The organism is Geitlerinema sp. PCC 9228 (assembly GCF_001870905.1).
Classification (GTDB): domain Bacteria; phylum Cyanobacteriota; class Cyanobacteriia; order Cyanobacteriales; family PCC-9228; genus PCC-9228.
On sequence record NZ_LNDC01000100.1, the window covers coordinates 1 to 17,622 of the forward strand.

Below are 17,622 nucleotides of genomic sequence, written 5' to 3' on the forward strand. Positions count from 1 at the left end.
TAGCTGAGAGTCAACATGATGTACGAAAAAAGATTTATAAAATTTCGCCTGCTTTTCCAAATTCTAGCACATCAACTTGATTTTAACGGCGGCTAAAGCCGCACGGGTCGCTTTTCATCCCTGCTTTAAAAAGTCAGGGCTTTCAAGCTCCCGATTCATGCTCGTAAAATTGCGGAAGAGAAGCGTCGGGGCGTCGGGGCGTCAGAGCTTCGGGGTATGGGAGAAAACAATTGATTGTACTTTTCGCTCTCCCAAGCTCCCCATCTCCCACATCTATTTTTCTTTCGAGTGCAAGTAGGCTTGATACCCCTGTTGTTCTAAGTTTTCCTGTTTTTGATAGACCGATTCTGCTAGATTTTGGCGGTATTGCTGTACCTTTTCCAATAGTTGGGGCTGGTGAGCGGCTACCATCTGTACGGCAAGCAATCCGGCGTTTTTGGCGTTGCCGATGGCGACGGTGGCGACGGGGATGCCTCCTGGCATTTGCACGATGGAGTATAGGGAATCAACGCCTTGGAGGTGGCGGCTGGGAATGGGTACGCCGATGACGGGTAAGGGGGTTAAAGACGCTACCATGCCTGGTAAGTGGGCAGCGCCGCCAGCGCCGGCAATGATGGCTTTTAATCCCCGTTGGTGGGCGTTTTGGGCGTACTCGACCATCCGTTGTGGGGTACGATGGGCGGAGACGATCGCGACTTCGTGGGCAATGTCAAATTCTTCGCAAATTGCGATCGCTTCTTTCATGGTGGGCAAATCGGAATCGCTGCCCATGATGATGCCGATGATAGGTTGCGTCATGGTGGTTGGTTCTCCCAATCGTTGCTGTTTGTTATTGGTTGTGTGTCTCGCGTTTTTTGTCAAGAGCTAGGGAAGGTGCCATGACTCTAGAGATTACCAATGCCCGCATTGTCGGCAAGCAGGGGTTGTATTGGTTGCGTGTAGGCGCTGGCGGTACGATCGAAGCGATGGATACGATGGAGAAGGCTCCCAGCGATGGCGAACCCCCACAGCTAGATTTGGCGGGAGATTGGCTGTCGCGGGGTGGTCTGGATTTGCAAATAAATGGGGCTTTGGGATTTGCTTTTCCCGATATGGATGGGCAACACCAACACCAGCTTTCTGAAATTTGTCAGTGGCTTTGGATGCAGGGTATTGATGGGTTTTTACCGACCATTGTTACTACTTCGGTGGCCAAAATTCAGAAAGCGCTGGCTGCCTTTGCTGATTTTATGGACCAACAGCAGGCACAAATTCAGCCCACAAATGCTGCCAAAGTTCTGGGCGTACATTTAGAGGGTCCGTTCCTCAATCGCCAAAAATGCGGCGCTCATCCCCCGCAACACTTACAAACGTTTGATGTGGAACATATAAAGCGGGTATTGGGCGATCGCGCCGAGATTGTCAAAATGATGACCGTTGCTCCGGAACTAGACCCTACTGGCGAAGGGATTGCTTATTTATCGAAATTGGGTATTCGGGTTAGTTTGGGGCATTCCATGGCTACCTACGAACAGGCGAATCGAGCGTTTCAACAGGGGGCTACTTTGGTAACTCATGCCTTTAATGCCATGCCCGGTTTGCACCACCGAGAACCGGGTCTTTTGGGGGCGGCGATGGTCCATCCTCACGTAAAATGCGGTGCGATCGCGGATGGGGTTCACGTTTGCCCCACCATGCTACAAATTTTACTCCGTGCCAGCGAATACCAGCGGGGCGTATTTTTGGTCAGCGATGCCCTGGCACCTTTGGGATGCCCCGATGGGGAATATCCTTGGGATACCAGAGCGATCGCGGTGAAAAACGGTACGGCGCGTTTGTCGGATGGTACCCTGGCGGGGACGACGCTGCCTTTGCTAGCAGGGGTAAAAAATTTGGTACGCTGGCATCTGTGCGATGTAGAAACCGCGATCGCTCTAGCAACTCACACCCCCCGGGAAGCTTTGGGAGAAGCAACCATTGCCCCAACCCAACCGGCAACCCTGCTGCGCTGGCATTGGGATGCTACCGAACAACAACTAACCAGCCAGCGTTTGCTTGCGGATAGACAAAAAGAAAAATGTTGATATTATAATAGTTTCCCGTTATCCAACAAGCGAACCTTATTCACCCACCAGCCCAAGGGCAATTTTTTATGAAAACTGCTGACGATAAAACCGAAGTCAAAGAATATTTCAATACCACTGGTTTCGATCGCTGGCGGCGTATTTACGGCGAAGGCGATGATGTCAACAGAGTACAACTAGATATTCGCAAAGGGCACCAACAAACTGTTGAAACCATTCTCAATTGGCTCCAAAAAGATGGCAATTTAGCGGGCATGTCTATTTGCGATGCTGGTTGCGGTGTCGGTAGCCTCAGCATTCCCCTTGCCGAAGCGGGCGCGATCGTTTATGCCAGCGATATTTCTGAAAAAATGGTTGGCGAAGGTTGGGAACGGGCAAAAGCCACCCTATCTCCAGCCCAGTTGAACAATTTGCATTTTTCCGTGCAAGATTTGGAACAGCTCAGTGGCAAATATCACACCGTGGTTTGTTTGGATGTGTTGATTCACTATCCTCAGGAAAATGCCGTGGAAATGATGAACCATCTGGCATCCATGGCAGAATCGCGCTTGATTGTCAGTTTTGCCCCCAAAACTTTTGCCCTGAGCTTATTGAAAAAAATTGGCGAAATGTTCCCCGGTCCCAGCAAAACCACGCGTGCTTACCAGCATCGGGAAGCCGATATCGTGCAAATTTTACAAAACAATGGTTTGACCATCCAACGCACGGATATGATTCGTAGTCGTTTCTACTACGCCTGTATTTTAGAAGCTGTTCGCCAGTAACGTCCGTGGCCATCCCTCTAGTCTCCTAATTGTAGATGTTGGAGGCTGGAGGCGACCCCCACGAGAAAATTTCCATTGAGAAAATCCTACAAAATCAAAATATCGATATCTTTTCCTGTCTCCCAAACAGGGAAGACAAACATAGAAAAAACCGCACTCACTCTGGGGGAAAAGCACGGCTTTGGAGATTTTCTGGGTTGGTTGATTTGAAGAATGGGTCGCCTGGGATTCGAACCCAGAACTAATCGGTTAAAAGCCGAGTACTCTACCGTTGAGTTAGCGACCCAACCCTGGGTGGGTGTTGTACTGTATCGCTCAGCACAGTTTCTAAATGTAGCACAGGTTTTGCTGGTTGTGCAAGCGATCGCCCCCAAAAAATATGGAGAAACCTGGAAATTTTCCAAAACTTCCTTTGAAGGTTTTTTGCGACAGGGATGTAGGCCAAGCCATAATGAGTTAAAATCTAGTCTGAAAGCCATGCCTGTGGGGGAGGTAAGCATCCACCAACTGGCAGTGGTTCGGTGGCGTTGGCATCTGAATATCTGAGCTGGATATTCCCCAAAAACGCACTTCCCACCGATCGATAGCAAAACCTATATTTGGGAAAGAAGTTGACGGCCCAGGAGAAGCGACTCATGTTAAACCGCAAGATTTATCAACTTTGTTGCGATGGTCAGGAAATCTGCGTCTTCTTGCGGGATCAACAGCGCTGGATTGAACGAACTCGCATTGTTGATATTGAAGGAGATTTGGTAACGCTGCGGTACGAAACCGAAGAAGAAGAAGAAATTTGCTCTTGGGAAGAAATGGTGCGCCTGGAAAGCATCGGTGCCATTACACAAAAGTTAGCAGGGGTTCCAAAAGGTAACGTGGATCCTTTGGTTTCGGATGAATGTCCGGAAGCAGAACAACTGCGCAACAATCAATATCCGGACTCAAACTCGGAATCGTAAGCAAGGGATTCGGTTGGTTGGTCGTGTCGGTAGGTTAGGGAACACCGATCCCATCCAGTGGAAGAACGGACGCCCAAAATCGACTTGCAGCGCCCTGGCTTCCCATCCCACCACACAAAGCAACCAACCGAACGGGAAAACGAAGCCTTCCCAAACAGCATGGGGGTTTTTCCCAACCGAAAAATAGCGTTGCCGCGCGTAGCAAGTTCCATAGCCAGACAGCGGCTACGAACTGCTATTTGTACATTTTCAAAACTCAGCATGGCTCTGGGAGGGAGGGAATTGTAACGGGAAAGCGTTAGATGCTCTTATCAGTAGCGATCGCGTTTTCCATCCCTCTCTTTTTCATTTTTTGGCAGGGAAATTTTTCTATTGCCATCATGGCCAACTTAACACCATGCCACCCAAGCGGATTCCAGTTACCTGGTAGTTGCTTGGCTGTTTGGCCTTGGGAAATAAGGAAATTCCGGTATAATTGCGATTAAGTGGGGAAAACGGGGTGCGATCGCGGGTGGCAATGTTTCCCTTTCCTAGATAGCGGTCAAAAACGCCACCATGTCCCAGGGGCGATTGGCAGCGTTGCTGGCGTTTGGGAACTCTTGCAGCCGCTGGCGTTTCCCGCCCCATCAAATCGCCAAAAACGAACGATTCCGTACCGCCAGGCAAACGGGAACGGGTACTCTCAAAGTACGGAACGCTTGGGGAGAGCCACTGGAGGGCAGTTGCCCCACCACAGACCAACGGTTCCAGTCTTGCTGGTTGCCAGGCTGCTGGAAAAAGTGGACTCAGCGAACCAAGAATCCGCGTTTGGTTGCAAACGTGGAGTGTCAAGCCAGAGTTGTTCTACGAAAGGCCGGGAGTTCTCTATGGCTCGCTACACGGGTTTATTCGTTGTTGCCGTTTCTGTTGAAGGTTTCCGGCAGTTACTAGCAGAGATGTTGGAGTCCTGCGGCTTTGATATTATTTACGATACGGGGGATTACATGATGGCACGGGAAGTGCCGGGGAAAGTCCCCTTTGGCAAGTTAGTGACTGTGGAAATCTTAATCGACAAAACCACTACCACCAATGAAGAAGTCCACATGAACTTCGTGCTCAAAAACGAAGAGTTACCGTTGCAGGTAAACAATCACTGCCATCAAATGTTCGATTTGCTCAGTAACGCCATTGCTAACAACCAGCAGTGGAAATTATTGGAAAGCGTGGCTGGCTAAGCATCCCCCCAACCTCCGGGCAAGGCTAGGGGGTATTTTTTTTGCCTTTTAGCGATCGCTGGAGCGTAGCAACAGAGAATTAACAGCGACGCTAACGGAACTGAACGCCATCAACGCACCGGCTGTAGAGGGATTGAGCATAATTCCCCAACCAGGCAACAGCACTCCTGCCGCCACGGGAATGCCTACGGTGTTGTAAATCAAAGCCCAAAATAGATTTTGGCGAATTTTGCGGAAGGTCGCGCGGCTGAGGCGAATGGCTGCGATCGCATCGGTGAGGCAATCGCGCATTAAGGTAATGTGAGCGGTTTCCATCGCCACATCGGTAGCCGCCGACATGCTAATGCCCACATCTGCCTGTGCCAGTGCCGGCGCATCGTTAATACCATCGCCTACCATAGCCACCCGATGCTGGTTTTTCTGAATGGCTTCGATCGCGGCTGCTTTGCCATCCGGGGGAACCTGCACCATAATATCTTCCCGAGGCAATCCCAAAGGTGCGGCAACGGTTTCCGCCGTGCGATCGCCAGTTAAAACCATCACCCGCAAGCCCATCGCCTGCAAGCCTTTTACCGTTTCTACGGCCCCTTCCTTCAAGCGATCGCTGAGAGCAATCACCCCCGCCAAAGCATCGTTGACCGCTACGTAGGCTACCGTCTTGCCAGCGGCTTCTAATGCCGCCACTTTCTCCGCCGCCGCTTCTACTGAGATCTCGTGTTTGACCAACCAATCCGACGTTCCCACCAAAACCCGGTCTGTTTCCACGGTCGCGCGAATCCCCCAGCCAGGTTCTGTATGAAAATCTTGCGCCGGTAACAGTGTCTTGCCATTTTCTGTGGCTGCTGCCTGCATGGTGGTGGCGAGGGGATGGGAAGTACCGCTTTCTGCCGCTGCTGCTACCTGCAACAAGCGATCGCGAGTCATTTCATCCGTCAAAGGCAAACAATCGGTAATCGTAGGCTTGCCGGTGGTCAGGGTTCCCGTCTTGTCAAACACCACCGTATCCAAATGGCGTACCCGTTCCAAGACATCGCCGCCTTTGATGAGCAATCCCTTTTCCGCCCCCCTGCCGGTACCCACCAAAATCGCCGTTGGCGTTGCCAATCCCAACGCGCAGGGGCAGGCGATGACCAAAACTGCAATGCTCAATTTCAAACTCACCAACAATGGCGAAGCGGTTTGGGTAGCTGTATGGGTAAGGGTGGGAACGTTCGCTGCTACAATTTCCGGCCAAATCTGACTGCCGAGGAAATACCAAAATAGAAATGTCACCGCCGCGATCGCCATGACCCCGTAGGTGAAATACCCCGCCACCGTATCTGCCAGTTTTTGCACTGGGGCCTTGCGCGTCTGGGCATTTTCCACCAGAGAAATAATATGGGAGAGGGTGGTATCTTCGCCGGTTTGGGTGACCCGAACCACCACAACGCCTGATTGATTGCTGGTTCCCCCTGTCACGCGATCGCCGGTTTGTTTGCTTGCGGGTAGGGATTCCCCCGTCAGCATCGACTCGTCAACTGCCGTGGTGCCCCAAACCACTTCTCCATCTACCGGAATGGTTTCCCCTGGTAGCACCCGCACGTATTCTCCCACACGCACGCGATCGGCTGGTACTTCTACACTGGTACTACTGTCAGCCTCCGGATGGTTGACCAACCTAGCAGTGGTAGGTTTGAGGGATAGTAAAGAACTCAGCGAAGATACGGCGCGATAGCGGGCAATTTGTTCTAACGTGCGACCGAACAGAATAAATCCCAGCAACATCACCGGTTCGTCGAAAAAGCATTCCCAACCCAACTGGGGAAACCACAAAGCCACACAACTTGCCGCATAGGCACTCATTGCCCCCAATCCCACCAACGTATTCATGTTGGGGTTGCCATGCCACCATCCTTTCCAGCCATCCTGCAAAATCGTCCGCCCAGGTAGCAATAAGGTTGCAGTCGCCAATCCCCAGTGAAACCACATATTGCTCAGCCAGGGAATTTGACCGAAATGACCCCAGCCAGAAAGCACAATTAACACCGCTGCCAGGGAAAGACGCCAGATGGAGGCGCGAATCTCTTGGCGTCTGGAAGCGTTGATATCTTTGTTTTGGCTGGTATTTCCCAAACGGGGTTGACTGGGAAAGCCCGCTTCCGTGAGGGTTTTTGCCAATCCTTCCGCCTCGACGGTGTCGGCTTCGCACTCTACGGTAGCTAGTTCCATGGGCAAATTGACCCAAGCGGAAACCACGCCGGGATGCTGGGTCAGTTTGTTTTCCACAGCTTTGACGCAGCCAGCGCATTTCATGCCGCCCACATCGAGGGTGAAGGTTTCGCGGTGGGGAAGTTTTTCTTGGGAAATGGTTTCTTGGGAATCGGTAACTTGCATAAAATGGAAACGCAGGAATTTGGGAATTTGTTGCTTTTAAATACTGTATCTCGTTCCCTCAAGGCTGACAAGTTGACAGGGTGTCACAATTGTGGGGGTTTCGTAAAATTGTAAATCTAAAAATAAAATAAAAATCCTTTGGCAAAAGCATGGAAACCTTGCCACCCCCACCAGTTAATATATTGTTTTTTCTGTTACTTAAATTGAGCGCGATCGCGATTTTTTTAGTTAGTATACTACCATTTCATAAGCTTTCAAGGGCAAGCCGGTGCGGCGTTTGACATCAGCAACCGAGCGAAATTCCCCATTTTTTTGTCGTTCGGCAACAATTTGTTTGGCAACATCAGCTTCCATGCCTCTGGTAACCAATCCATCTATAGATTCGGTATTCAGACAGCGCCAGGAAAACTCGGCTTCGCTTTGGGTATAGTAACCAAAAACCAACAAAGGTTCTACTCGCTGCATAATATTGTTGGGAATATCTACGAGATTGGCTAGTTCTTCGCTGCTGGTAAAAATATGCCCTTCGTTGCGTAGCAGTTCGATATCGTTGGCATAGGCAATGGGCAATCCCGCGCCGTAAACCAAATCGTCTTTGCTACAGTTGTTAACATCAACTTTGGGGCGTTTTTGGGCAATTGTTTGGGCGAGTTGGGGATTGTCTGGTAGGGGCAAGTGATGGGGATATGTTTTAATTAAATAGGATTGTTTGATAGCAAGGGCCGTTCCAATTTGAGCAAACCACAATAGGGTGAGAAACGCATCTTGCACTTCCGAAAGCACCAAGGAAACAGCGGTTAATCCAATGCCAATAGCAATCCAGACTTTGGTATTGCTTTTTTGGCCAGCATAAGCGATCGCCAAGCCACCAAGAACTGGAAAAAACGACCACCAAAACCATTTGGGTGTTTTTTGAAACCAATTGATTTCAGACACGGAACCTTCCTCCTAACAGCTTGTCTCCAGCCAATTAAGGTTATTGCTTTGCTTACAAATCTTTCAACAATTTTTGCCGTTTTTCTTCATATTCGCCAGCGGTAATGACCCCTTCTTCGTAGAGGCGTTTCAGCGAAGATAAAGTATCGGTAATTTCCTGGGGATTGCGCTGGGATTGCGCCTTTTCTTCCAAAATAGGCATGTTAAACCGGCGGTCAAACTCTTGTTCCGAGACAAGCAGCAGCCACAGAAAATCAAAAATAGAAATAATGCCGGGAATGCCAGACCAACAGAAGAGTAAGTACAAAACCCCAGCAGCATTTTCGCCGAGATAGAATTTATGAATGCCGAACCAACCACCAAAAACGGTAATAACGAGAGCAATCCATTTATTTCTCTCTTTCATATCGAAAACCTCAAATGCCAAATCTTGTCAATGTTTTTTCATGAAAGATTCAATAATCTTCGGAATTCTGAGCGTTTTTTCGCTGTTTATTTTTTGCTAGTTTTGCTCCTAGAAAATAAGCCAATAAAATACCAACTTGAAGTTCTAGGACCAGCAAATATCCTCTAAAAAAATAATGAAAGTTACTGGCCGAAGCCAGGGAAAACGCGATCGCGCCGAAGACAGCAAAGGGAAGGAGGCGTTTGATAGCCACTCCCCCGCTGAGACGTTCGGCATTTGGAAACCATGGTTGTTTGTTCAACGCTACCTTACAAACTCCCCAATCTGCCCTATCCCAATCTTAATCGATTGATTGTGGAAATGCCGAGGAGATAGTGGGGGAGCGATCGCGTTTTTTCAGGCAACTGAGTTCCCCTATTGCAAGCCGCTACCTAAAATATACAGGGTGAGCAGCGTACCGCTGTTCCACAAACTGTGGAGCAAAATAGAAGAGAGCAAATTGCGCGATCGCGCGTACACAAATCCCAAAATCACCCCTAACGTAGCCAAAGGAAGCACTTCTGACAAATTGGAGTGGGAAATAGCAAACAACGCACTGCTCAAAAAGATGGCATTGCGGGTATTGGTATATCGCGTCAGCGAAGGCAGCAAGAAACCGCGAAACATAATTTCCTCATAAATCGGCGCGGCGATGGAAGCCGTAATAAAGAAAATCGCCAGTGCCGTCACATTATTGCTCTCCAAAGCAATACGAATCAAAGGATTGCTACCCCCGCGACCTTCCCAAATTTGCTGGTTAATGAGGGAAACCAAAATAACCAAAGGCACCGCAGCCAAATAACCGCCAAACCCCCACCAGAACCAATTGCGTTCCGGTTGGAAGCGAAACCATCCCGACGGCAAAGGAGCGAACTGGCGCACGGAAAAATAAAGCACGCCCAAACCACCAGCCGCCAAAGCCACATAGTTCAACAAAATATAAACAGCCCGTAACGTTTCGTTAAGATCGGTCAAATTATTAATGGGAACGCCAGACAGTTGAAACAGCAAAGGCAGGAACAAAGGAATCACCAACTGGCTGACCAAGAAAAACCCCACCACAAATACCTGTAGGGGAATTTCCCAATTCCAGGGAACTTCCCAACCCGCACTGTCAGGAGTTTTTAACACCGCTTTTTCCGAACGGAACAGCCGCTGCCATCCCAAAAACAGCAATACCCCCGAACCAGCGACAAATCCCAACAAAGGCAGGGTACTAACAATGCTCAACTTCACAATCGAAGACTCCGCTTTGGCTTGCATTTGGGCTTGCAAATCCGCCAGAGCAGCATCCCGTTCCTGCAAACTATAGAGTTTGGCTAAAGCCACATAGCGAAACCAGCCATCCAGGTTTTCCTGCAACTTAGCTTCCGCCTCTGGCAGTAACCTAACTGGTTGGTCGTACAACCCTTGCAAAATTTTGGCAGTTTCAACTTCTATCCCTAAAGCTTCGTTTGCCTCGTATTGGTCGATGGATTGCTGCCAAGTGGAACGAGCCACATCAATTTTGTCTTGGTAGGCTTGCAACAATCCCAACCGCAAGTCAATTTCTGCCAGCGTTTTTTGCAACTCCTGTTGGATCTGCTGTTCCTGAGAACTCCCCACCGGCGTTGCCGAGGGGAGGGAAGCATCTTCACTTGCTACCGCCGAGGAAGGTTGGAGTTGTTTTTGCAAGCGTTCCAGGTTGTTCTGGTTGACATCGCGAACCGACTGGTATTGGTCTATAGCTGTTTGATAGGGATTTTCCCCCAAAAGCGATTCCGGGGATACAGAAGGCTCTTCTCCCAGGCTGCTGGCTTCGGGTTCCCATTGGGTTGCTTGCAGCAGCAAATTGGTTTGGGAGAGTTCCAAACGGCTTTGCACTTGGGGTTGGCTCCAGCTACTCCAAAGAGACCCGCCAAGAAGCAAAACCGCGGCTACGGTAAAAATGGATAAAACAACACGTTTTACAGTCATAAGTTTTTGTCAACAAGCTTGGGCATCCCGTGGTGTTTGTGCGGAAACAGCACCACGTTCGAGCAAAGAAATTCGGGCAATATCAAATCTTTATCTTTTCAATGGTACGCTAGCAGCGATCGCGTGGGACGAACTCCGCTACGATTGTACTGGCAAGACGATTTTCCATCCAGAACTTATGGGTAATTTGTCCGAAAGCAATACAAAAACCATTTTCCCAGGGGAGGTATTTGCCGACACCGCCCAATTCGACCGAGGGATCCGCACGTTGTTGCCGCGCTACGATGAAATGTTAGATGCGATCGCACGTTGTGCGGGTACGGTGCTCGAGCCAGCTGCCCAAAATGGTACAGCCAAAATTTTAGAGCTAGGCTGCGGTACGGGGGAACTCACGCGGCAGTTGCTTTCTCGTTACCGGCAAGTGGAGGTGGTGGCGGTGGATTACTCCGCGCGCATGCTGCAAACAGCCCAAACCAAAATGGCAGCCGAGGGCTACGAAAATCGCGTTCGCTGGATCGAAGCCGACTTTGGTGCTTGGGCGAATGGGGAAAACGAGGAACTCACCGCAGCCATTGGTGGGGGAATCCATGCCAGCGTTTCCACCCTAGCTATCCACCATCTTAGCGATGAAATGAAACAAAAACTCTTGGGACGGATTTGCCAAAGCTTGCAGCCAGGGGGATGCTTTTTTAATGCCGATCCTACCCTACCGGAGAACGATGCTGTGGCCAGGTTGCACGAGTCGATCCGGGAAGAATGGGCAGCCAGCCAAGGAACGACGATGGAGGCAGTGCGCGCTCAAATTGGCAACAGCCAACCCTACGGCTATTCTGGCAAAGATTGCTTGGCTACTTTGACAGACCAGTTACAAATGTTGAAGCTGGCAGGATTCAATCCGGTTACGGTGCCTTGGAAATATTACAATTTGGCAATCTACGGTGGCTTTGTGCCTACGAGGTAAGGAAAAGTTGCGATCGCACGGCAATTTTGGGCAATTTTTGGCGATAGGGGGTTTCCATGAGTGGCATACCTGGTATTGATGTTTCTGACTGGCAAGGAACTGTAAATTGGTCTGCCGTTGCCAATGACAATATGTCTTACGGCATTACCAAGGCGACGGAAGGTACTTTTTTTGTTGCCGAAACGTTTTCTCGAAACTGGTCTGAAATTAAAAAAGTGGGGCTGGTGCGGGGAGCTTATCATTTTTTCCGTGCCAAAGAAAGCGGTCGTGCCCAGGCGGAGAAGTTTCTCAGCGTGGTCAAAATTCATCGCGGCGATTTTCCCCCGGTTTTGGATATTGAAAGCACCGATGGGGTGGATTCTGGAACCATTCGCAGCCGCATGGTGGAGTGGCTGGATGTTGTGGAAAAGGAAACCAAGCGCAAGCCGATTATTTATACGTTTCCCAGTTTTTGGGAACGCATTGGTAACTATACGGAGTTTGCCAACTATCCTTTGTGGATTGCCCATTATACCAGCGATTCGCAGCCTTTTGTCCCTGGCGGATGGGATACGTGGACGTTATGGCAGTATACCGACCGCGGTAGCGTTTCTGGGGTTCAAGGGGGCGTGGATGTAAACTGGTTTAATATTGCCATCGAAGGCGATCGCAATCAAAATGTCAAGCAGTTGCAAAAAACCCTCCACGACCAAGGATTTTTGCAAGCACCGGTGGATGGCTATTTTGGTAAAACCACCAAACAAGCTTTAATGGAATATCAAAAAGCGGCTGGCTTGAAAGTGGATGGGATTATGGGTCCGAATACTTGGTCGCTGCTGACGGATATGACCTACCATCCTGCCCCCTCCCCACCCACCCCATCGCCAACGCCTACGCCTAAACCAACGCCGACGCCGACGCCTGCCCCTAGTCCAGATGGTGGTTCTATCTCCCAGGATAAATTGTTGCAAGTCTGTCGTTCTTATAAGGGATTGCCCCACCAAGACCAAGCGTTAGAATGGCTTCAGGATGAGGTTCCCTTACAGACTTTGCGGGAGTTTACCCGCCGCTGGCGCAATCAGGGAATGATGCCTCTGGTAGCTGCCAAACTAACGGATGTGTGCCGCTACTACCAACAGGCTTCCTATCAAAACCAAGCGCTGATTTGGCTGCAATCGCAAATTTCCGAAAACACTCTCAAGCAATTTTTACGTCGATGGCGCAACGAATCCCCTACACCGGAGGAAGAACCGATTAAATTGGTCAATGTGGGCTTATCTTACCAAGGGTTGCCCCATCAAAACCAAGCTTTAGAATGGTTGCAATCGCAAATTCCCCAAGAAATTTTGAATGAATTTGCCCGCCGCTGGCGTAAGTAATATTAACTATGCCCACTTCAGCAAAATTTCAATTGACAGAAAAGCGATCGCTGGGATTGTTCGCCCCTAACCATCATGGCGATCGCTTCCTTTACTGGCATTTTTTTCGATATAAGCAATAATTTTCCCAGCCACATCTAAGTTGGTAGCGGCTTCAATCCCCTCCAACCCCGGCGAAGAATTCACTTCCATCACCACCGGTCCGTGATTGGAACGCAAAATATCCACCCCAGCCACCTTCAACCCCATAATTTTCGCCGCGCGTACGGCGGTAGACCGTTCTTCCGGGGTTAATTTAATTTTTTGAGCGCTGCCACCGCGATGTAAATTAGAACGAAACTCACCCGGTGCCCCCTGGCGCTTCATAGAAGCAATAACTTTATCTCCCACCAAAAAGCAACGAATGTCCGCACCACCAGCTTCGGCAATATATTCCTGCACCAAAATATTGGCATCCAAACCGCGAAATGCTTCAATAACCGAAGTAGCCGCTTGTTTGGTTTCCGCCAACACCACGCCAATTCCCTGGGTTCCCTCCAACAATTTGATGACTAAGGGCGCACCGCCGACCACTTCAATCAACCCATCAATATCTTTAGTCGAATGAGCAAATCCTGTTACCGGCAACCCAATGCCTTCCCTGGCTAAAAGCTGCATACAGCGCAATTTATCCCGCGATCGCGATATGGCTTGGGAGGCATTGGCTGTAAAAACTCCCATCATTTCAAACTGACGTACCACTGCGGTTCCGTAAAAAGTTTTAGAAGCGCCAATTCTAGGAATGACAGCATCTAAATCCACCAAAGGTTTCCCTTGATAGATCGCCGTCGGTCGGTGGGAAGTAATATTCATATAACAACGCAGGTAATTAATCACCCGCACCTCGTGACCCCGCTTTTCTCCAGCTTCTTTTAGCCGCTGGGTCGAATAAATAGAGGGTTCTTGGGATAAAATTGCAATCTTCATGACCGTTCAAAACCGCATCAGTGATAGTGTACAACCTAATTGCGGCTAAGGAGAAAAGACCTGCCTGGATTGACCAGAAAACGCCGCCTGACGGCTTGTCTCCCTAGCAATATCCGAAATCCCATTAAATCGCGATTGGTCAGGGTTAGTTCAATCGACCATTGTTCCTCTTGCAAACAGGCAGTGGTAACAATGGCAATACGTTCCTCCGCATGACCGCCAGAATTACGAACGTGGCGGCGGTCGAGAATTTCCGCTTCCGCAGCAATCGTATGGTGGTTATCTCTTTGATAAGGATGGATGTGAAATTGCACCATATCCACGCCATGACGCTGAAAGGTGTGAATGTTAAAAGCGTGGATGGCAGAGGAACGCGCGCCAGTATCGATTTTAGCTTTAATGGCGTCTACCCCCAAATCGGGTAGGGAAATCCATTCCCGCCATCCAATAGCGGGTAACATATGGTGGTGGTGATGTTTTTCCATAGACAGCTTTAGACGGTAATGCGGGGAAGACGGTGTTTGAAACCGCAAAGAATCTCCCAAGAAATTGTATCTAAGGTTTGCGCCCAATCTTCAGCGGAAATGGTACACTCGCCTTCAGTTCCCAGTAAAGTGACAATATCGCCAGCTTGTACGTTGGGAACATTGCTCACATCAATGGTAAGCTGATCCATGGTAATGGCACCGACCTGTCGTACCAAACAACCTCGCACGATCGCTTCCATGCGATTGGAAAGATTGCGCAATACTCCATCAGCATAGCCGATGCTAACCACAGCAACCCGCATTTCTTTCTGAGAAACAAACAGATGACCGTAGCTGATTCCCGTACCTGGGGGAATGGTTTTCACTTGGGTGATACGCGCTTTCACGCTCATGGCTGGTTGCAAGTCTACCCCAAATTCTTGCAAATGAGGCGCGGGATATAAACCATACAAGGCCAATCCTACCCGAACCAGGTCGTAATGGGTACTGCGATCGCACAATGTGGCAGCAGAATTGGCTAAGTGTAATTTGGGTATGGTAACACCGGCTTTGCGAATCGCGGCGATCGCTTGGCGAAATCTTTGGTGTTGTGCCGCCATAATTTGCCGGTCTGGGCTATCGGCTGTGGCAAAATGGGAATAAATAGCTTCTACCTGTAAATAGGGAAGTTTGGAAATCCACGGCAAAAATTCCGCTGCCTGCTGCCAGTGGATACCAACCCGCGTCATACCAGTATCGATGTTGATATGAACCGGTAATTGTTTTTGTTGGTCGGTGGGTTGGCTGCGGCAAGCTTCCGAAAAAATTAAGGCTTGTTGGGGCGTACAAATGGTAGGTTGTAGCTGCCACCGCCAGCAATCTTGTGCCTGTTCGCTGCTGTAGGTAGCGCCGAGGATTAAAATAGGAGCATCGATACCAGCTTCCCGCAATTGAATCCCTTCGGCAATGGTAGCAACACCCAACCAACTGGCACCTGCTTCCAAAGCCACCTGGGAAACACAAATATCCCCATGACCGTAGGCATCGGCTTTCACAATGGCCATCAATTCAGTATGGGGTTGCAGGTAGCGGCACAGTTGGCGTATGTTATAAGCGATCGCCTGGGTGTTAATTTCCACCCAAGCGCGATCGCAGGCGCGATTGGTGGGACTAGCTAGCTGAAACGATACTTGCTTGGAACTAGGATACCAGCGAACCACAATAAAACCGTCCTTATTTTACTCACACCACGAAATTCCCTTCGAGAGTACCAGTATACGGAAATTTCCCCCAAAAAATAGACAAAATCAACGCCAAATCGTTTCCCTAATATCTCAAAACCAATCAAATCTAACCAAATCCCCACCCTCGGTACGCTCGGTATACTCGGTACGCACAATTTATGGGATAATGACCTGCGGATGTTAGCCTATTGTTTCCATGGATGTAACGCCAACAGAGATTCCAGAGGTTTTGATCCTCGACCCCAAAGTCTTTGGTGACGAACGGGGATTTTTCATGGAAAGCTTCAATCGCCGGGTATTTCGCGATCGCACTGGTGTATCATTGGATTTTGTACAAGACAACCATTCTCGGTCTTCAGTAGGGGTTTTGCGGGGGTTGCACTATCAAATCCAACAGGCGCAAGGCAAGCTCATTCGCTGCATAGTGGGAGAAATTTTTGATGTGGCGGTGGATTTGCGCCAAAGTTCCCCTACGTTTGGCAAATGGGTGGGTTGTCGTTTGAGTGCCAGCAATTTTCGCCAGTTTTGGATTCCACCGGGGTTTGCCCACGGTTTTCTGGTACTCTCGGAGGTAGCGGAAGTTTTATACAAGACAACGGATTATTACGCACCCCAACACGAACGGGTGGTTCTGTGGAACGATCCCAATATTGGCATTACATGGCCGTTGAATGGGATGGAACCGATTCTTTCCCAAAAAGACCAAGCTGGCAAAACGCTAAAGACAGCAGATTTATACTCATGAGCGAACCAATTTCTACTTGTTTGATTCTTGGTGGTGGCGGTCAGTTGGGTCAGCAGCTCACTTGGTTGTTGCAGGAGCAATCTCCCTACCAAGTGCGATCGCTGACCAGTAGTGAGTTGGATATCACCAACCCCGATGCCATTGCAGCCGAGTTGGATGGCCATCCCACCGACCTTTGTATCAATTGTGCGGCTTATACCCAGGTAGACAAGGCAGAAAGCGAATCGGAAGCTGCCTATCGGGTCAACGAAACGGGAAGCCGCTATTTAGCCGAGGCTTGTCGCGATCGCGGCCTTTGGCTGATTCATATTAGTACCGATTATGTCTTTAACGGCACCCAGTCTACGCCTTATTGCGAAACTGACCCTACCAATCCCTTGGGTGTATATGGCAAATCTAAGCTGGCGGGGGAGGAAGCTATCCGGCAGATTTGTCCCTACCATATAATTTTACGCACGGCATGGGTGTATGGCGCTTACGGCGCTAAGAATTTTGTTAAAACGATGTTGCGCGTGGGGGCAGAACGTGAGGAACTACGGGTGGTTTGCGACCAAATTGGCTCTCCCAGTTGGACGGGGGATATTGCTCGCGCGATCGCACAGTTGCTCCCCTATCTCACGCCGGAAAATGCCGGTACCTATCATTTTACCAGCAGCGGTGCGGCAAGTTGGTACGATTTTGCTGTTACCATTTTTGAAGAAGCACAACAGTTGGGATTCCCCTTACAAGTCAAGCGCGTGGTTCCCATTCCCACTTCTGAATATCCCACGCCAGCCACCAGACCCGCTTATTCGGTTCTCAATTGGCAAAAGTTCGCGAACTTGGTGGATACCTATCCTCCCCACTGGCGCAATGGTTTGCGGAAGATGTTGGCGGAGTTCCAGCAGATGGGATAGTTGGATGGCCAGCAACAGCATTAGTTGCAATTCGCTGTTGGAGGATTGCTTAATATTTCTTCATAAAAATATTTTGTGGCAGGTTAGATGTTTGAGCGAAAGAGTTCCAAAAAGCCACTTTCCCCTATATAGGGCAGGGAGGAAAAATCAAATCCTTTGCACCAGGCGCGTATTTGGTTTTTCTTAATTGTAGATATCCTTACGTGTTTTGTCAAGTTGTGAAAGGTGACAATTGGCGATATCGTTTCTGATGGTGACGCTTCTGGAATTTCGTAATTTTT

The 17,622-nt window shown here is 49.4% G+C and carries 18 protein-coding genes and 1 tRNA gene; 9 read left to right on the forward strand and 10 right to left on the reverse strand.

Going from position 1 to position 17,622, the window contains the following annotated elements:
• Positions 1-273 precede the first annotated feature (273 nt).
• On the reverse strand, positions 274-798 hold the full coding sequence (gene purE / locus AS151_RS09600) for a 5-(carboxyamino)imidazole ribonucleotide mutase (protein WP_071516832.1): 525 nt from the start codon (positions 796-798) through the stop codon (positions 274-276).
• Positions 799-878: 80 nt separating this feature from the next.
• On the opposite strand from purE, the gene nagA reads away from it, so the two are divergent.
• Positions 879-2,063 carry an N-acetylglucosamine-6-phosphate deacetylase gene (gene nagA / locus AS151_RS09605; protein ID WP_071516833.1) on the forward strand — a complete coding sequence of 395 codons (1,185 nt, stop codon included), beginning with the start codon at positions 879-881 and terminating at the stop codon, positions 2,061-2,063.
• A 68-nt stretch (positions 2,064-2,131) separates the two neighbouring features.
• Positions 2,132-2,827 (forward strand): magnesium protoporphyrin IX methyltransferase, encoded by a 696-nt coding sequence (gene bchM / locus AS151_RS09610; RefSeq protein WP_071516834.1) that lies wholly within the window; start codon positions 2,132-2,134, stop codon positions 2,825-2,827.
• A 214-nt stretch (positions 2,828-3,041) separates the two neighbouring features.
• On the opposite strand, the gene AS151_RS09615 is transcribed toward bchM, so the two are convergent.
• Positions 3,042-3,113: transfer RNA gene (locus tag AS151_RS09615), tRNA-Lys, on the reverse strand.
• 8 nt (positions 3,114-3,121) lie between these two features.
• Here AS151_RS09615 and AS151_RS09620 point away from each other — a divergent pair.
• Positions 3,122-3,373 (forward strand): hypothetical protein, encoded by a 252-nt coding sequence (locus AS151_RS09620; protein WP_071516835.1) that lies wholly within the window; start codon positions 3,122-3,124, stop codon positions 3,371-3,373.
• An 89-nt stretch (positions 3,374-3,462) separates the two neighbouring features.
• Positions 3,463-3,780 carry a DUF6679 family protein gene (locus AS151_RS09625; protein ID WP_071516836.1) on the forward strand — a complete coding sequence of 106 codons (318 nt, stop codon included), beginning with the start codon at positions 3,463-3,465 and terminating at the stop codon, positions 3,778-3,780.
• Between the two features lie 378 nt (positions 3,781-4,158).
• Here AS151_RS09625 and AS151_RS09635 read toward each other — a convergent pair whose 3' ends face one another.
• A complete protein-coding gene (locus AS151_RS09635) occupies positions 4,159-4,611 on the reverse strand; it encodes a hypothetical protein (protein WP_071516838.1) in 453 nt (150 codons plus the stop codon).
• A gap of 35 nt (positions 4,612-4,646) precedes the next feature.
• Here AS151_RS09635 and AS151_RS09640 point away from each other — a divergent pair, with 35 nt between their 5' ends.
• Positions 4,647-4,994 (forward strand): hypothetical protein, encoded by a 348-nt coding sequence (locus tag AS151_RS09640; RefSeq protein ID WP_071516839.1) that lies wholly within the window; start codon positions 4,647-4,649, stop codon positions 4,992-4,994.
• A 48-nt stretch (positions 4,995-5,042) separates the two neighbouring features.
• Here AS151_RS09640 and AS151_RS09645 read toward each other — a convergent pair whose 3' ends face one another.
• From AS151_RS09645 to AS151_RS09665, 4 genes are all read right to left on the reverse strand, one after another.
• Positions 5,043-7,367, reverse strand: a complete 2,325-nt coding sequence (locus AS151_RS09645) for a heavy metal translocating P-type ATPase (protein ID WP_071516840.1) — start codon at positions 7,365-7,367, stop codon at positions 5,043-5,045.
• Between the two features lie 228 nt (positions 7,368-7,595).
• Complete coding sequence (locus AS151_RS09650) at positions 7,596-8,303, reverse strand: helix-hairpin-helix domain-containing protein (protein WP_071516841.1); 708 nt, start codon at positions 8,301-8,303, stop codon at positions 7,596-7,598.
• A gap of 52 nt (positions 8,304-8,355) precedes the next feature.
• Positions 8,356-8,709, reverse strand: a complete 354-nt coding sequence (locus AS151_RS09655; protein WP_071516842.1) for an NINE protein — start codon at positions 8,707-8,709, stop codon at positions 8,356-8,358.
• A 414-nt stretch (positions 8,710-9,123) separates the two neighbouring features.
• Positions 9,124-10,704 (reverse strand): type II CAAX endopeptidase family protein, encoded by a 1,581-nt coding sequence (locus tag AS151_RS09665; RefSeq protein WP_071516843.1) that lies wholly within the window; start codon positions 10,702-10,704, stop codon positions 9,124-9,126.
• On the opposite strand from AS151_RS09665, the gene AS151_RS09670 reads away from it, so the two are divergent.
• Positions 10,676-11,665: a class I SAM-dependent methyltransferase gene (locus AS151_RS09670; RefSeq protein WP_343327427.1), complete on the forward strand. Its 990-nt coding sequence runs from the start codon at positions 10,676-10,678 to the stop codon at positions 11,663-11,665. The two genes, AS151_RS09665 and AS151_RS09670, sit on opposite strands and share 29 nt — an antisense overlap.
• 56 nt (positions 11,666-11,721) lie before the next feature.
• Positions 11,722-13,023 carry a GH25 family lysozyme gene (locus AS151_RS23075; RefSeq protein ID WP_071516845.1) on the forward strand — a complete coding sequence of 434 codons (1,302 nt, stop codon included), beginning with the start codon at positions 11,722-11,724 and terminating at the stop codon, positions 13,021-13,023.
• 66 nt (positions 13,024-13,089) lie between these two features.
• Here the strand turns inward: AS151_RS23075 and rimK are convergent, their stop codons facing one another.
• Genes rimK through alr form a run of 3 tightly spaced genes read right to left on the reverse strand, consistent with a single transcriptional unit; the run spans position 13,090 to position 15,595 of the window.
• The gene (rimK, locus tag AS151_RS09680; RefSeq protein WP_071516846.1) at positions 13,090-13,989 is read right to left on the reverse strand and encodes a 30S ribosomal protein S6--L-glutamate ligase; all 900 of its coding nucleotides are present in this window, start codon (positions 13,987-13,989) and stop codon (positions 13,090-13,092) included.
• A 35-nt stretch (positions 13,990-14,024) separates the two neighbouring features.
• Positions 14,025-14,474 carry a RimK/LysX family protein gene (locus AS151_RS09685; protein ID WP_071516847.1) on the reverse strand — a complete coding sequence of 150 codons (450 nt, stop codon included), beginning with the start codon at positions 14,472-14,474 and terminating at the stop codon, positions 14,025-14,027.
• Between the two features lie 8 nt (positions 14,475-14,482).
• Positions 14,483-15,595, reverse strand: a complete 1,113-nt coding sequence (gene alr / locus AS151_RS09690; RefSeq protein ID WP_244532965.1) for an alanine racemase — start codon at positions 15,593-15,595, stop codon at positions 14,483-14,485.
• Between the two features lie 301 nt (positions 15,596-15,896).
• On the opposite strand from alr, the gene rfbC reads away from it, so the two are divergent.
• Positions 15,897-16,445 carry a dTDP-4-dehydrorhamnose 3,5-epimerase gene (gene rfbC / locus AS151_RS09695; protein WP_071516849.1) on the forward strand — a complete coding sequence of 183 codons (549 nt, stop codon included), beginning with the start codon at positions 15,897-15,899 and terminating at the stop codon, positions 16,443-16,445.
• Positions 16,442-17,341, forward strand: a complete 900-nt coding sequence (gene rfbD, locus AS151_RS09700; RefSeq protein ID WP_071516850.1) for a dTDP-4-dehydrorhamnose reductase — start codon at positions 16,442-16,444, stop codon at positions 17,339-17,341. Before rfbC ends, rfbD begins: the two co-directional genes overlap by 4 nt.
• Positions 17,342-17,622 lie beyond the last annotated feature (281 nt).

Coding starts and splice junctions, on each gene's coding strand:
- purE (WP_071516832.1), bottom strand. CDS start 798: ATGACGCAACCTATCATCGGCATCATCATGGGCAGCGATTCCGATTTG.
- AS151_RS09655 (WP_071516842.1), bottom strand. CDS start 8,709: ATGAAAGAGAGAAATAAATGGATTGCTCTCGTTATTACCGTTTTTGGT.
- AS151_RS09625 (WP_071516836.1), top strand. CDS start 3,463: ATGTTAAACCGCAAGATTTATCAACTTTGTTGCGATGGTCAGGAAATC.
- AS151_RS09685 (WP_071516847.1), bottom strand. CDS start 14,474: ATGGAAAAACATCACCACCACCATATGTTACCCGCTATTGGATGGCGG.
- bchM (WP_071516834.1), top strand. CDS start 2,132: ATGAAAACTGCTGACGATAAAACCGAAGTCAAAGAATATTTCAATACC.
- AS151_RS23075 (WP_071516845.1), top strand. CDS start 11,722: ATGAGTGGCATACCTGGTATTGATGTTTCTGACTGGCAAGGAACTGTA.
- AS151_RS09640 (WP_071516839.1), top strand. CDS start 4,647: ATGGCTCGCTACACGGGTTTATTCGTTGTTGCCGTTTCTGTTGAAGGT.
- nagA (WP_071516833.1), top strand. CDS start 879: ATGACTCTAGAGATTACCAATGCCCGCATTGTCGGCAAGCAGGGGTTG.
- AS151_RS09665 (WP_071516843.1), bottom strand. CDS start 10,704: ATGACTGTAAAACGTGTTGTTTTATCCATTTTTACCGTAGCCGCGGTT.
- AS151_RS09645 (WP_071516840.1), bottom strand. CDS start 7,367: ATGCAAGTTACCGATTCCCAAGAAACCATTTCCCAAGAAAAACTTCCC.
- AS151_RS09670 (WP_343327427.1), top strand. CDS start 10,676: ATGGATAAAACAACACGTTTTACAGTCATAAGTTTTTGTCAACAAGCT.
- rfbC (WP_071516849.1), top strand. CDS start 15,897: ATGGATGTAACGCCAACAGAGATTCCAGAGGTTTTGATCCTCGACCCC.
- rfbD (WP_071516850.1), top strand. CDS start 16,442: ATGAGCGAACCAATTTCTACTTGTTTGATTCTTGGTGGTGGCGGTCAG.
- rimK (WP_071516846.1), bottom strand. CDS start 13,989: ATGAAGATTGCAATTTTATCCCAAGAACCCTCTATTTATTCGACCCAG.